The sequence below is a fragment of the Caballeronia sp. KNU42 genome (assembly GCF_053760385.1).
Window position 1 is genome coordinate 1216056 of sequence record NZ_CM132388.1, and the last position, 15216, is coordinate 1231271.

The 15216-nt window shown below is 62.1% G+C and carries 9 protein-coding genes; 5 read left to right on the top strand and 4 right to left on the bottom strand.

Annotated elements, in window-relative coordinates:
* The first annotated feature begins 131 nt into the window (after positions 1-131).
* The 4 genes from ACSOSP_RS05355 to ACSOSP_RS05370 all read left to right on the top strand — a co-directional run bounded on the left by ACSOSP_RS05355 (position 132) and on the right by ACSOSP_RS05370 (position 9945).
* Entirely contained in the window at positions 132-6113 is a 5982-nt protein-coding gene (locus ACSOSP_RS05355) for an alpha-2-macroglobulin family protein (RefSeq protein WP_455309945.1), read from the top strand.
* A gap of 4 nt (positions 6114-6117) precedes the next feature.
* A complete protein-coding gene (gene pbpC, locus ACSOSP_RS05360; RefSeq protein WP_455309946.1) occupies positions 6118-8316 on the top strand; it encodes a penicillin-binding protein 1C in 2199 nt (732 codons plus the stop codon).
* A 342-nt stretch (positions 8317-8658) separates the two neighbouring features.
* Positions 8659-9261, top strand: coding sequence for a ComEA family DNA-binding protein (locus tag ACSOSP_RS05365; RefSeq protein WP_455309947.1), 603 nt, complete (start codon positions 8659-8661; stop codon positions 9259-9261).
* Positions 9262-9495: 234 nt separating this feature from the next.
* A complete protein-coding gene (locus ACSOSP_RS05370; RefSeq protein WP_455309949.1) occupies positions 9496-9945 on the top strand; it encodes a YidB family protein in 450 nt (149 codons plus the stop codon).
* Positions 9946-10080: 135 nt separating this feature from the next.
* On the opposite strand, the gene clpB is transcribed toward ACSOSP_RS05370, so the two are convergent.
* Positions 10081-12678, bottom strand: a complete 2598-nt coding sequence (gene clpB / locus ACSOSP_RS05375) for an ATP-dependent chaperone ClpB (RefSeq protein WP_455309950.1) — start codon at positions 12676-12678, stop codon at positions 10081-10083.
* 312 nt (positions 12679-12990) lie between these two features.
* Entirely contained in the window at positions 12991-13482 is a 492-nt protein-coding gene (locus tag ACSOSP_RS05380; RefSeq protein WP_455309951.1) for an Rrf2 family transcriptional regulator, read from the bottom strand.
* 250 nt (positions 13483-13732) lie between these two features.
* On the opposite strand from ACSOSP_RS05380, the gene ACSOSP_RS05385 reads away from it, so the two are divergent.
* Positions 13733-14332 carry a group III truncated hemoglobin gene (locus tag ACSOSP_RS05385; RefSeq protein WP_455309952.1) on the top strand — a complete coding sequence of 200 codons (600 nt, stop codon included), beginning with the start codon at positions 13733-13735 and terminating at the stop codon, positions 14330-14332.
* Positions 14333-14435: 103 nt separating this feature from the next.
* Here the strand turns inward: ACSOSP_RS05385 and moaE are convergent, their stop codons facing one another.
* Together moaE and moaD are read right to left on the bottom strand one after the other, a co-directional pair.
* Positions 14436-14915, bottom strand: a complete 480-nt coding sequence (gene moaE / locus ACSOSP_RS05390) for a molybdopterin synthase catalytic subunit MoaE (protein ID WP_455309953.1) — start codon at positions 14913-14915, stop codon at positions 14436-14438.
* A gap of 1 nt (position 14916) precedes the next feature.
* Positions 14917-15174, bottom strand: coding sequence for a molybdopterin converting factor subunit 1 (gene moaD, locus ACSOSP_RS05395; RefSeq protein ID WP_031356459.1), 258 nt, complete (start codon positions 15172-15174; stop codon positions 14917-14919).
* Between the last annotated feature and the right edge of the window lie 42 nt (positions 15175-15216).

Consider the following 15216-nt stretch of genomic DNA (forward strand, 5'->3'; position numbering starts at 1 on the left):
CTTCAATCGAAACAACCGCGCACTCGATGCAATCAATTCACACGTCTTGTCATAAATTGAAAACAATTGGCAAGGATGACGTAACACTCCGGTAGAATCGCCTGCGTTTTGGCCACCCTGGAACGAGTGCGATGATCCGCGACATAAAAAAACAACGCTGGCCGCTGGCGGTGCTTGCCGCCGCTTCCGTGTTCGCCCTTGGTTTGCTGGGCACCACGCATCGCGCCGACGCCGCCCGCACAATCAGCGTATCGCCACAGGGTAAGGTCACGCAGGTACGCCAGGTGATCGTCAAGTTCGACGAAGCCATGATCGCGTTCGGAGACCCCGCAGCCAAGGCGCCGGCTCAGGTCCATTGCAGCGGGGGATCATCGGCGGGTTCCGCTCATTGGATCGACGATAAAACCTGGGCCTTCGATTTCGCCCAGGACCTCACGCCCGGCATGCGCTGCTCGGTCGCGCTGGAAGACGGGCTCAAGTCCACCGCGGGCAACGCGCTCACCGGTCCACGCCAGTTCCGCTTCGAAACCGGCGGCCCGTTTGTCACCCAGGTCATGCCCGGCGGCGGCGAGATAGAAGAAAACCAGATCTTCGTGCTTCGCCTGAACGGCCCCGCGACGGAGGCGTCCGCACTGCAAGACATCTGGTGCGAATCGAATGGATTGGGGAACCGGATTCCGGTCAAGACCGTCGACGCCGCCTCGCGCGCCGCCCTCCTCAAACATTTCCGCCTCGAAAAAGACAGCGCCCGCGTGCTCACGCTCGCCTGCCAGCAAACCCTGCCGTCCGCGACGAAGATGCAACTCGTGTACGGCGCGGGCGTAGCCGGCCCGAGCGGTCTCGCGAACGACGTGGAGAAACGTTTCGACTTCGATGTCCGCGAACCCTTCACCGCGAGTTTTTCGTGCGAACGTGAAAACGCGAAGGCACCCTGCACGCCGTTGCGCCCGCTGCGCATCCGCTTCAGCTCGCCCGTGCCGCGTGCCGATGCCGAGAAGATCACCCTGCACGGCCCGGGCGGCAAGACTTCGCCTCAGTTCGATCCCGATGAAAAAGACAACGACATCACCAGCGTCCAGTTCGCGGCGCCGTTACCTGAACACGCGGATTTATCGATAGAGCTGCCGTCCGGGCTCAAGGATTCCAGCGGCCGCGCGCTGTCGAACGCGGACCTCTTCCCGCTGAAGACATCGACGGCGCCCATGCCGCCGCTCGCCAAGTTTTCATCGTCGACATTTGGGATCATCGAGCGTTTCGCCGAGCCGAATATGCCCGCCATGTTGCCGGTCACGCTGCGCCACGTGGAGGCCGACCTGAAGGTGAACGGGCTCAACGCGGGCTCATCGAGCGTGACGAAACTGCGCGTGGATGCCGACACCGAGATTCGTAAATGGATGAAAACCGTCGATCGTTTCGATGGCTTTTCAATGTCCGTCGCGCAGATTAAAGAGGAGATGCCGCAGGCGCTGAGCAACGGCATCAAGCCCGTCTACGCACAGGGCAGCACGGCGAAAGATCCGCAAATCGATATCCGCTCGCTGTCGTTGCTGGCGAAACAGCCCGGCGTTGAAACCCTGAGCGTGCCGCAGGCCGATCCCAAGTCGCTGCGGCCTTTTGAAGTGGTCGGCATTCCGTTGCCTAAACCCGGTTTTTATGTGGTCGAACTGGCATCGCCGGCACTGGGCGCATCGTTGCTCGGCAAACCGCAAGCCATGTATGTGCGCACCTCCGTGCTCGTCACCAACCTGGGCGTCCACTTCAAGCAGGGCCGCGAAAACAGCATCGTGTGGGTGACCGCGCTCGATAGCGGCAAACCCGTGCCGAACGCGCAAGTGCGCGTCACGGATTGCAACGGCGATCAGGTCGCCGCCGCGAAAACCGATGCGCAGGGCATCGCGACGATCGGCAAGCCGCTGGCATCGGCACGTACTTGCGATGAAAAGAGCCTCGACGATTCCGGCTTTTTCGTCTCGGCGCGTGTCGATGATCCGAAGACCGGACCGGACATGGCGTTCGTGCGCTCAGACTGGAATCGCGGGATCGAATCGTGGCGCTTCAACGTGCCCACCGATATGAGCCGTGATCAAACCACGCGCGCCACGACCGTGTTCGACCGGACGCTGCTGCGCGCGGGCGAAACGGTATCGATGAAACATTTGATGCGCGAAGAAACGCTGAGCGGTTTTGCGTTTCCCGGGCATATGCCCTCGCGCGTGACGATCCGGCATGAGGGTAGCGGGCAGACCTATCATCTGCCGCTCAAATGGGCCGCCGACCACAGCGCGGATTCCACCTTCCCGATTCCCGCCGCCGCGAAGCTCGGCGAATACAGCGTGACGCTGGATGACGGCTCGACAAACTCGGACGACGACAGCGATAACAGCAGCGCCGACCAGGGTTCCGCAAGGCATATGAGCATCGAAACCGGCAATTTCCGCGTGGAGGAATTCCGCCTGCCGGTGTTCAAGGGATCGATCGGCATTCGCGATCAGAAGACCGGCGCGCTCGTGGCCGCGACCACGGCGCCGCTTGCGGTGCAGATTGAATATGTGTCGGGCGGACCGGCATCGAACCTGCCGGTGCAAGTGTCGGCGCTGATGAAGGACACATCGCCGTCATTTGCTTCGCAGTTCGAATCGTTCAGCTTTGCGCCGTACAAGAAACCCGCCGATGATGGCGCCAGCGCGCCCGCAACCGAAGGTGACGACGACAACAGCAACGCGCAGGAAGATACGTCGACAGCCAAGCTCATCGCCGATAAAACCGCGCTGACACTCGACCGCAACGGCACGGGAACTATCACCCTCAAATCGCTGCCGGTCGTGGAAGCGCCGAAGCAGCTTGCGCTGGAAGCGACCTTCGCGGACCCGAACGGTGAGATCCAGACGCTGCGCGGCAGCGCGACGCTCTGGCCCGCGGCGGTTGCGGCGGGCATCAAGGCAGGCGACTGGGTATCGGTCGGCAATGCGGTGCCGGTGCAGGCGCTTGCAGTCGACTTGCAAGGCAAGCCGCGAGCAGGCGTTGCACTCGAAATTCGTGGCGTTGCACGGACCATGACGAGCTCTCGCAAGCGCATGGTCGGCGGTTTCTACGCGTACGACAACCATACGGAAACCAAGGACCTCGGCACGCTCTGCAGCGGCAAGAGCGACGACCACGGCCTGCTTTCCTGCGAGGCAAAACTGAAGGAAGCCGGCAACGTCGATTTGATCGTTACGGCCAAAGACGGCGATGGCCGCGTGGCGAACGCGACCACATCGGTCTGGGTCACACGCGAAGATCAACTCTGGTTCGGCGGCGAAAACACGGACCGCATCGACGTTCTGCCTGAAAAAACCACCTACGAGCCCGGCGAAACGGCCCGCTTCCAGGTACGCATGCCGTTCCGCTTCGCGACCGCGCTGGTCGCGGTGGAGCGCGAGGGGATCGTGGAAACGAAGGTTGTGCAACTCGATGGCAAGAATCCGACCGTCGAGCTGAAAGTGCAGGACTCGTGGGGGCCGAACGTCTATGTGTCCGTGCTCGCGATCCGCGGACGGATTCACGAAGTGCCGTGGTATTCGTTCTTCACGTGGGGCTGGAAAGCGCCGCTCGATTGGGTGCACGCGTTCTGGTACGAAGGGCGGCAGTATGAAGCGCCTACGCCGCTGGTCGATTTGTCAAAACCCGCGTTCCGTTACGGGCTCGGCGAGATCAAGGTGGGGACAGCCTCGCACAAGCTCGGCGTGACGGTCACGACAGATGCGAAGTCGTACGCCGTGCGTTCGAAGGCACATGTCAAGGTCCACGTCACGCTGCCGGATGGCAAGCCCGCGCCGGCCGGCACGCAGATCGCGCTCGCCGCCGTCGACGAAGCCCTGCTCGAACTGATGCCGAATCAAAGCTGGAACGTACTCGACGCCATGCTGCAACGGCGCGCGTATGGCGTGGAGACATCGACGGCGCAAATGGAGATCATCGGACGCCGTCACTTCGGGCGCAAAGCCGTGCCAGCCGGTGGTGGCGGCGGACATAGCTCGACACGCGAACTGTTCGATACGCTCTTGCTCTGGAACCCGCGCGTGACGCTCGATGCGAACGGTGAAGCATCGGTCGATGTTCCGCTCAACGACGCGCTGACGAGTTTCCGCATTGTCGCGATCGGCGCCGTGGGTGCGGGGCAATTCGGTACCGGCAGTACATCGATACGCAGCACGCAGGATCTGCAATTGATCTCGGGCCTGCCGCCGCTCGTGCGCGTGGGCGACCAGTTCCGCGCACTGTTCACGCTGCGCAATACGACCCCACGGACGATGCAAGTCGTCGTCACGCCGCATGTTCCAACGCTCGATCTTCCCGCGCAAAACGTGACGCTGGCGCCGGATTCATCGAAGGAAATCATGTGGGACGTGAAGACGCCGGACGCTATCGGCATGGCTGCAACGGGCGCGTTGAACTGGCAAGTGAACGCGGCTGAACAAGGCGGTCCGAAAGCCGCCGATGCCGTCAAACTCACGCAACGCGTAGTGCCCGCGATTCCCGTGACCGTGCAGCAAGCGACGATCACGCAGGTCGACGGTACGTTCGCGTTGCCCGTGGCGCCGCCTGAGACTGCGGTGGCATCGGCAGATGGACAGATTCGCGGCGGCATTGTCGTGACGATGCAGCCCAAACTCGCCGATGGCCTGCCGGGCGTGCGCCGCTGGTTCGAACGTTATCCGTATAACTGCCTCGAGCAGCAAACGTCACGCGCGCTGGGTCTCGATGACCTCACGCAATGGCAGACGGTGATCGCGCGCATGCCGTCGTATCTGGACAGCGACGGGCTCGCCAACTATTTTCCGCCATCCGACGATTCACGCCCTTACGGCAGTCCGGCGTTGTCGGCCTACTTGCTCGCGGTCAGCGATGAAGCATCAAAAGCGGACTCCCGCTACGCGCTACCAGACGACTTGCGCGACAAACTCGCGGGTGCGTTGACCAACTTCGTTGAAGGCAAGATCGAGCGCAAGTTCTGGTCGCCGCGACAGGACCTGGACTTCGTGAAACTCTCGGCAATCGAAGCGTTGTCGCGCTACGGGCTGGCCGCGCCGCGCATGCTCGGCTCGATCACCATCGCGCCGAATCAATGGCCGACGTCCGCGCTGCTCGACTACTACTCGATCCTTTCGCGCGTCGATGGCATCGCGCAACGCGACGACCAGCGCGCGCAAGTCGAGCAGATCCTGCGGGCTCGCCTGACGTACTCGGGCACGCGCCTCGTCTTCTCGACCGCCGCCGATGACGACCTTTACTGGCTCATGACCGGCCCGGAAACGAACGCGGCGCGCACGGCGTTGATCTTCGCCGATAACCCCGCGTGGAAAGATGAAATGCCGCGCCTGATTGGCGGATTGCTCGCGTTGCAGACGAACGGCGCGTGGCAAACCACGACGTCGAACCTGTGGGGCAAGCTCGCCGTGCAGCGCTTCTCGCGCGTGTTCGAAAACACGCCAGTCAGCGGACAAACGCACATTGCGCTGGGTGCGGTGGAAAAGGCGATCGCGTGGAATGCGCCGGTCTCGCCCGCGAATCCTCGCAACGTGACGCTGCCCTGGGCATCCGGCACGCTGAACCTGACGCAAGACGGCACGGGCAAACCTTGGGCGACCATCGAGAGCCTCGCGGCCGTCGCGTTGAAAGCGCCGTTCGCGGCGGGATATCGGATCACGAAAACCATCACGCCGGTCGATCCCGTGGTCAAGGGCACGCTCTCGCGGGGTGACATCGTGCGTGTGCATCTGGACATCGATGCCCAAAGCGATATGACATGGGTCGTCGTCAATGATCCGATTCCAGCCGGTGCAACGATCCTCGGCTCGGGCCTCGGCCGTGACTCCGAAGCGGCGACCGAAGGTGAAAAGAGCCCGAAAGGCGCTTGGCCGGCGTTTGTCGAGCGCGGTTTCGATGGATATCGCGCGTATTACGACTATCTGCCGAAGGGGACATTGCAAGTGGAATACACGGTCCGGCTGAACAACGCGGGTACGTTCGGCTTGCCGCCTACGCGCGTGGAGGCGCTCTACGCACCGTCCGTATTTGGCGCGATTCCCAATGCGACGATGGTCGTCGCGCCATTGGCCGCCGCCAAATAACGCGATGAAACGCGCCGCCTTCGCCCTGATCGGTTGCATGCTTGCCAGCTCGGCGAAGGCGCTGCCGAGCTTCGACGAAGTGCGTGCGGGCTGGCGCAGTTCCGACTGGGTGCTGCTCGCCCGCGATGGTCAACCGCTGCAGCGTACGCGTATCGATACAACCGAGCGGCGCGGCGATTGGGTCGCGTTGCAGGACGTATCGCCGGCGTTGCGCGAGGCGATCGTCGTGTCGGAGGACAAGCGCTTCTACGAGCACAGCGGCGTGGATTGGCGCGGCGCCGCTGCTGCCGCCTGGGCGAACCTGTGGAACACGCGTACGCGCGGCGCGTCGACGGTGACCATGCAACTGACCGGTCTGATCGATGAAGATCGCCGGCCGGGTCGCCGCTCGATAGGCGAGAAAGCGACGCAGACGGTCGGCGCGCTATGGCTCGATCACGCCTGGCGCAAAGACCAGATTCTCGAGGCTTATCTCAATCTCGTGCCGTTTCGCGGTGAGATCGTGGGTTTATCGGCGCTGTCGCAGACTTTGTTCGGCAAATTTCCGTCCGGGCTGAATGAACGTGAAGCGGCGCTCACGGCCGCGCTGGTGCGGGCGCCGAATGCGAATTACGCGAAGGTATCGGCGCGGGCCTGCGGCATTTTGCGCGACATGAACCGGGCGCGGCCATCGGCAACGGACCCGTGCGCGAATCTCGACAGCTACGTGCAATTGACGCTCACGCGCACTGCGTCCGCCTCGCCGCGCCCCTCGGGTGACGACGCGCTCGCACCGCATTTCGCGCGCCGTGTGGCCGCCGAAGTGCATCCGGCAGCGGGCGCACGCGTCCGGTCCACGCTCGACGCCTCGCTGCAGCGCTTCGCCCGTGACTCGCTCGCGCGCACCTTGCTTGAACTCAACTCGCGCACGCATCAGCGCAACGTGCACGACGGCGCGGCAATTGTCATCGATAACCGCAGCGGCGAGATTCTTGCGTGGGTCGGCTCGGCTGGGGGGTTGTCGAACGCACCGGAGGTCGATGCGGTCGTCGCGCTGCGACAGGCCGGCTCGACGCTCAAGCCGTTCCTGTACGCTCAGGCTATCGACGAAAAACGCCTCACGCCCGCCTCTCTGCTCGATGACGCCCCGCTCGATCTCGCCACCGGCGGCGGCCTGTATATCCCGCAAAACTACGATCACGACTTCAAGGGCTGGGTCAGTATGCGCACGGCGCTGGGGTCGTCGCTGAATGTGCCGGCCGTGCGCACGCTGGTGATGGTCACGCCGCACCGGTTCGCGAAAACACTGGTGTCGCTCGGCCTGCCGCTCACGCAAGCCGGCGACTACTACGGCTTTAGCCTCGCGCTGGGTAGCGCCGACGTGACGCTCGCAACGCTTGCGAACGCGTATCGGACACTTGCGAACGGCGGTGTCACCGGGCCAATTTCGGATGTGCCGGCGCGCGCCCCGACGCCTCCCGGCAGCCAGGTATTCAGCCCGCAAGCGAGCTTTATCGTAACGAACATCCTCGCCGATAACAACGCGCGCACCCGCACCTTCGGCTTCGACAGCGTCCTCGCCACGCGCTTTTTCAGCGCTGTGAAAACGGGTACGAGCAAGGACATGCGCGACAACTGGGCGGTCGGCTACACGTCGCGTTATACGGTCGGCGTGTGGGTCGGCAACGCGGACGGTGCGCCCATGTGGGACGTCTCCGGCGTCACGGGCGCCGCGCCCGTATGGGCCGCGCTCGTGAACTACCTGCACCGGCGCACGCCAAGCCATGCGCCAGCCGCGCCGCCGGGCGTGGTGCGCGCGAGCATCGTTTATCAAAACGATATCGAACCGGCGCGCGAGGACTGGTTCCTGAGCGGGACGCAAATGTCGCGGATTGCGCTGTCGGCGAATGCAGAAGGCGCGGCCGTTCGCAACGGCACGGCACGAATCGCTTCGCCCACCGACGGCACCATTTTCGCGCTCGATCCCGATATTCCCGCCGCGCGCCAGCGGGTCTGGTTCGAGAGCGCGCAAAGCGCGCCTGCGGGCAGCGTGTGGCGGCTGGACGGCAAATCGGCCGGGCCTTCCGCTCAAATGGCACGAATGGCGTGGCTGCCGTGGCCGGGGCATCACACGCTGGAACTGGTCGACCGCCAGGGCGTGGTCGTCGATACCGTGAAATTCGAAGTACGCGGCGCGTTTGCGAAAATCAAGACAAAAGGTTGATAGGGATCAAAAGCGAACGATCAATCCGGAAGAATCAAATCGCGATAGCATCGATTTCGACAAGCTTATATCCGGAAAATGTTAAATATGGAGCGAGCCGCCCGCATCCGCCATGAGTCTGGTGATAATCGCTAAACAAAATTGAAACCGAACAGCGGAGTACGTACAACCGGCAGAATAATAGTCAGTCATGTTGTAAAAAATAATCCCACCCGCACCGGACGGAGGGCGTTGCCATTATCCTGACCCGCATTTTGTCCTATGCTTGTTGGACTTCTGGCCAGGCATCCAGTAAGGCCGGCATCGATTCCACTTTTTATTTTTCAACCTGGAGTACTTGTCATGCTTAAAAAGCTGTTGATGCTTTGTCTGGCCCTTGCATTGTCCATAGGCGCCGCGTTCGCGGCAGTCGACGTCAATACGGCGGATCAAACTTCGCTTGAAGCGGTAAAGGGGCTTGGGCCGGTGAAGTCGAAGGCGATCATCGATGAACGGACGAAGAACGGTCCGTTCAAGGACGCCGACGATCTCGCGAGCCGCGTGAAAGGACTCGGCACGAAGTCCGTGACGAACCTGGAGCAGGCGGGGCTGACGATTGGCGGTTCATCCGCGCCGCCGACCGGAACAAAGGCCAGCAAGACGCCGGCTGCGACCAATGCAGGCGCAGCGGCGCCCGCCAAATCGACGGTGAAATCGTCAACGGCCGCAACGGCTGCGACCTCACCCGCCGCGACCACGGCTACGACGCCCGCAGTGACGCCGGCGGCAACGGCAGACGCTGCGTCAACCACCAAGGGCAAGAAGGGTAAAAAAGCCAAGGCCGACGCGGCAGCGAGCACGCCGGCTGCAGCAACGACGGCCGACGCGGCGTCGGGTGCGAGCGGCGCGAAAGCGTCGAAGAAGTCCAAGAAAAAGAAAGCCGCGAGCGACGCGGCAGCAACCTGAGGACGGCGACGCAATTCGGCGCTGAATCCCGAGCATGGAACAGCCGCGTGGAACTGCCATCTGTGCGCGTCTCTCGAATTCAAGCTCGAATTCAAGCAGCCCATGTCGCCTTGCAGCAGCGTCACAATTTGGCCGCTCCGTATCCGTAATGGACGGCATGTTTTCCGTCCGGCAGAAGCAAACCCGCATCACGCCGGACGGCATCTAACCAGCATCGTTTCAAGTGAGACAGCCATGAGCCTATTCGATACCCTCGCCTCCTCCTTCGGCAATTCGTCTGAGGGCGGCGGCTCGCAGTCCGGACTGATCGCCATTGCGACGGAGTTCGTCAATAACCAGCCAGGCGGCCTGAACGGCTTGATTCAGCGTTTCCATGAAAACGGCGCGGGCGACATCGTCTCGTCGTGGGTCGGTAACGGCGAAAACAAACCCATCAGCTCGGACGCCGTGACCAACGTGCTCGGTTCGGACGCGGTCGGCCAATTGGCGCAGAAAGCCGGCCTGTCCGGCGACCAGGTGTCCGGCATATTGGCTGCGGTGCTGCCGCATCTCGTGAACCACGCGACGCCGGACGGCCAGGTGCCGGCGGACGGCAAGCTGGACGTTGGCAGTTTGCTGGGGTCTCTCGGTGGACTTGGCGGTCTGGCAGGCTTGTTCGGCAAGAGCGAAGAACCGAAGGCTTAAGGGGCTAAAGGGCTAAGGGGCTTTCGGCCGGGTTTTTGGGCCATAGTAAAAAGGGGCAACGGATCACTCCGTTGCCCCTTTTTGTTGTGACGAACGACGCCCAACCTACATCGCCGGGCGCCTTCACCACACGTCTTAATGCACGACGCGGTCGAACACCAGCTCGCCATCCCGCATATCGACGGGGATCACGTCCTTCGGTCCAAACTTGCCGGCCAGGATCAGCTTCGCGACCGGGTTCTCGATCTGCTGCTGGATCGCGCGCTTCAACGGCCGTGCGCCAAACACCGGGTCGTAACCCACCTTGCCGATGTGTTCCAGCGCGGCATCCGACACGTCGAGTTGCATTTCCAGCTTCGCGAGCCGCTCATGCAAACGCTGCAACTGGATCTTCGCGATCATCTGGATGTTCTCGCGGTCGAGCGAATGGAACACCACGACGTCATCGATACGATTCAGGAATTCCGGCCGGAAGTGCAGCTTGACCTCTTCCCAGACCGCTTCCTTCACCGCTTCGTGCGGCTCACCGACCATCGCCTGGATCACGTGCGAGCCGAGATTCGACGTCATCACGATGACAGTGTTCTTGAAGTCCACGGTGCGCCCTTGCCCATCGGTCATGCGGCCGTCGTCGAGCACTTGCAGCAGCACGTTGAACACGTCCGGATGCGCCTTCTCGATTTCATCGAGCAGGATCACGCTGTAGGGCTTGCGACGCACGAGTTCGGTCAGGTAACCGCCTTCCTCATAGCCGACATAACCCGGCGGCGCGCCAATCAAGCGCGCGACGCTGTGCTTCTCCATGAACTCGCTCATGTCGATACGGATCATGTGATCTTCCGAATCGAACAGGAACGACGCGAGCGCCTTGCACAACTCGGTCTTGCCCACGCCTGTCGGCCCGAGAAACAGGAACGAACCATACGGACGATTCGGGTCCGACAACCCGGCGCGCGAACGGCGGATCGCATCGGCGACCGCGCCGATTGCTTCATCCTGACCCACCACGCGGTCGTGCAGCTTGCCTTCGATCTGCAGCAGTTTCTCGCGCTCGCCCTGCATCATCCGCGACACGGGAATGCCCGTGGAACGCGACACCACTTCCGCGATTTCCTCGGCGCCCACTTGCGTGCGCAACAGACGCGGCCGCGTGGGATTGGTCTGCTCCGCGGTCTCGGACTGCGTCACCTGCTTCAGTTGCGCTTCAAGCCCGGGCAGCTTGCCGTACTGCAATTCGGCAACCTTCTCCAACTTGCCTTCACGCTGCAACCGCACGATATCTGCCCGCACTTTCTCGATCTCTTCCTTCAGCGTCGCGCTGCCTTGCACGGCGGCTTTCTCCGCCATCCAGATTTCCTCGAGATCGGAGTACTCCCGACCCAGCCGCTCGATTTCAGCTTCGATCAACTGCAGGCGTTTCTGCGATGCATCGTCCTTTTCCTTCTTGACGGCTTCGCGCTCGATCTTCAACTGGATCAACCGGCGATCGAGCCGATCCATCTCTTCGGGCTTCGAATCGATTTCCATCTTGACCCTGGACGCAGCTTCATCGATCAGGTCGATGGCCTTGTCGGGGAGAAAACGGTCCGTGATGTAGCGATGCGACAACTCCGCCGCCGCGACGATCGCCGGATCGGTGATTTCAACACCGTGATGCAGCTCATACCGTTCCTTCAAACCGCGCAGGATCGCGATGGTCGCTTCCACCGACGGTTCATCGACCAGCACCTTTTGGAACCGGCGCTCGAGCGCGGCGTCCTTTTCGATGTACTTGCGATATTCATCAAGCGTCGTCGCGCCGATGCAATGCAGCTCGCCGCGCGACAGCGCCGGCTTGAGCATGTTGCCCGCGTCCATGGCGCCTTCGGCTTTACCGGCCCCCACCATGGTATGGATTTCATCGATGAAAACGATGGTCTGGCCCTCGTCCTTGGCAATGTCGCTAAGCACGGATTTGAGCCGCTCTTCGAATTCGCCACGATACTTGGCGCCGGCCAGCAACGCGGCCATGTCGAGCGACAGCACGCGCTTGCTCTTGAGCGATTCCGGCACTTCGCCGTTCACGATCCGCTGCGCGAGACCTTCCACAATCGCCGTCTTGCCCACGCCCGGCTCACCAATCAGCACCGGATTGTTCTTCGTCCGGCGTTGCAGGATCTGGATTGAGCGGCGAATTTCATCGTCACGGCCGATCACCGGGTCGAGCTTGCCGGCGCGTGCGCGCTCGGTCAGATCGACGGTGTATTTCTTCAGCGCGCCGCGCTGGCTCTCGGCGTCCTGGCTATTCACCTGGCCGCCGCCGCGAACCGAATTGATCGCAGCTTCCAGCGCCTTGCGCGTGAGGCCGTGCTGCTTGGCGATACGGCCCGCTTCGCCCTTGTCATCGGCGATGGCGAGCAGGTACATCTCGCTCGCGATAAACGTATCGTTGAGCTTTTGCGCTTCTTTGTCGGCGCTGTTCAGCAAACCGGCGAGATCGCGGCTGACTTGCACATTACCGTCCGTGCCCTGGACTTGCGGCAGACGCGTCATGGCGTCCTTGAGCGCGGTTTGCAGCGCCTGAACCTGCACGCCCGCCTGCGACAGCAGCGAGCGCGCCGAGCCGTCCTGCTGCGCGATCAGCGCGGAAAGCAGGTGAACCGGTTCGATATATTGATTGTCATTGCCGACGGCGAGACTCTGCGCGTCAGCCAGTGCTTCCTGGAACTTCGTGGTTAGCTTGTCGATTCTCATATTGAGACCTCCAAATCGGGATGTGTTCAAAATGAGGCGTGATCCGGCACTTTCAAGCGTTCCACTGCCCAAAAGCCGCATTTTTCTGCGAAATGCCGATTGACGCGCTTGGGTGGTGGCGGACGGTTAATAGCGGTTGGTTGCGGTCATGGTGCGCAAAAATGTCGAGTCGGGAACGGCAACGTACGCTGGCTTCCGTCGAACGCGGGCGTCATGGGAGAATTGTGATCGGATCGCGACGGCCGCGGACTGATCCAGGTCGAACAACCAGCACGGGCTGCGCTCGGAATCGGCGCGTGTCGGGAAGCTCAGTCAGCTATGTCCGGCGATACGATCCATGCCCGCCGCTGCCGGCATGAACCGCACAATGCCGAGCACGACCGCGAGCTCATCAGCCGGCGACGCCAGATCGCCGACCGTATGCTGATCGAGTTCCGCGAGGAACGCATCGCGCGCGGCGGCGAACACCCCCCGCAGACGGCAATGTGACTGGATCACGCAATGCCGGTGGGCCTCGCTTTCATCGGCGAAACAGCCGACTATCGAAAAATCGTTCTCCGTTTTGCGCACGACCTCGCCGATACTCAGCGTCAGTGTACGAGGATTGAGCCTCAGGCCGCCGTTACGGCCGCGTACGGTTTCCACCCAGCCCAGCTCCCCCAGCCGCTGCACCACCTTCATGAGATGGTTCTTGGAGATCCCGTAGGCGCCGGAGATCTCCTGGATCGTCGACAGCCCCTCGGGCCGGATGGCCAGATAGAGCATGACGCGCAACGAATAGTCGGTGTAATCGGTCAGTCGCATGGGTGTTCGCGTTGTTCGCGTAATCAGTCGCGTAATCGTCGCATGGCCGATCGCCCGCTTTCTGGCCTGTTCGGCGATACATTGCTAGTTTATTCTGTTTCCGTGAAATACCTGCTGCGCGTGGAATGTTACTGATTTACTAGTCCCGAGGGTCGAAATTGGGTCCACCGATTCAAGAGCCGCTATCAGCGTTGCGCCAGCCAGATTAAATCCCCACTGAATCCTGTCATCGAATCTTATGAGCAAGCCCGTGATTGAGTCCTCCAGCGAGCCGAACCCCGAGTCGAACCCAGTACCGGCGCCATTCGTCCGCGCCGCAGAACCGGATGAAACCAATATCCGCGAACTGGTCCACGCGTTCTACCGGCGCGTGGACGATGACCCGCTGCTCGGCCCAATCTTCGCCCGTGAGCTCGCCGGGCGCTGGGATGAGCATCTGGCGAAAATGACGACGTTCTGGTCAAGCCTCGTGCTTGGAACGAAGGGGTACAGGGGTAACGTTCAAGAGGCGCACCGCCCTCTCGGCGATATCGAACCCCAGCACTTCGCCCGTTGGCTCACGCTTTTCCTCGATCCCGTCAACATCCGCTACGAGAGCGCCGCAGCCGTGCAGTTCATGGAGCCTGCCCTGCGTATTGCGCAAAGCCTGCAACTGAGCAAGTTCGGCTGGGACTACGCCATTCCGGACGCGCAAGTCGCTTTGCTGGCGTCGCTCAAGCGCCTGCGCACAGGCGGCAGCGAAAACGAGCCTGCGACGGAGATGCCCGACCGGAGCCACGGCAAGCCATTTCCAGTTGGGCTGTCGGGCGTTGAAAACGACAAACTACGCGACAAATCAAGCGACTCGTAAACGGCACGCAGGGGGCCAGAAGCGCGAATTCCCGGGCCGCGCCTGGGACACAGCCGAACGGGGCGCCGGTCGCAGCTGATTGTTGCAACTCGTTGCCGCTTATTCACAGCCCCGTCCTATTGGGCGCCCCCAGATTCCATCTGGTCGCCGCGGCGTCGTCGGATTCACGGGCATCGACCCATTTCTCGCCGTGTTCTGTCGTTTCCTTCTTCCAGAACGGCGCCTGCGTTTTCAGATAGTCCATCACGAACGCACATGATTCGAACGCTTGCGCCCGGTGCATGGCGGTTGTCACAACCAGCACGATCTGGTCGAGCGGCAGGAGTTTGCCCACGCGATGCACGATCAGCACGTCCGAACCCGGCCAGCGTTCCCGCGCCTGTTCCGCGATTCCCTCCAACGCCTTTTCGGTCATGCCGGGATAGTGCTCCAACTCCATTGCCTGAACGGTTTGGCCCTCGTTCAAATCCCGTACCGTGCCGACGAAACACGCCACCGCGCCCACCTTGGGGTTGTCCGCGCGCAACGCGGCGACTTCCGTGCTGAGATCGAAATCGGCTTCCTGCACGCGTACCCGGGTCATCTCAGCCTCCCGTGACTGGCGGGAAGAACGCGACTTCGCAGCCTTCCGTGATGCGGCGCGACGGATCCGTCATTTCGTGGTTGCACGCCATGCGCAACGAGCGGCCCTCGGCGAGCGTTTCCGCCCATGCACCGCCGCGCGTGCGCAACCAGGCGCGCACATCGCCGACGCTGGACACGCTGTCCGGCACATCCACGCTCTCGTTCGCCACGCCTAGCGCTTCGCGCACGCCCGCAAAAAACCTTAATTCGACTTTCATGATTGCCTTCGACGCAAATTCAACACAAATTCAACGCAAATT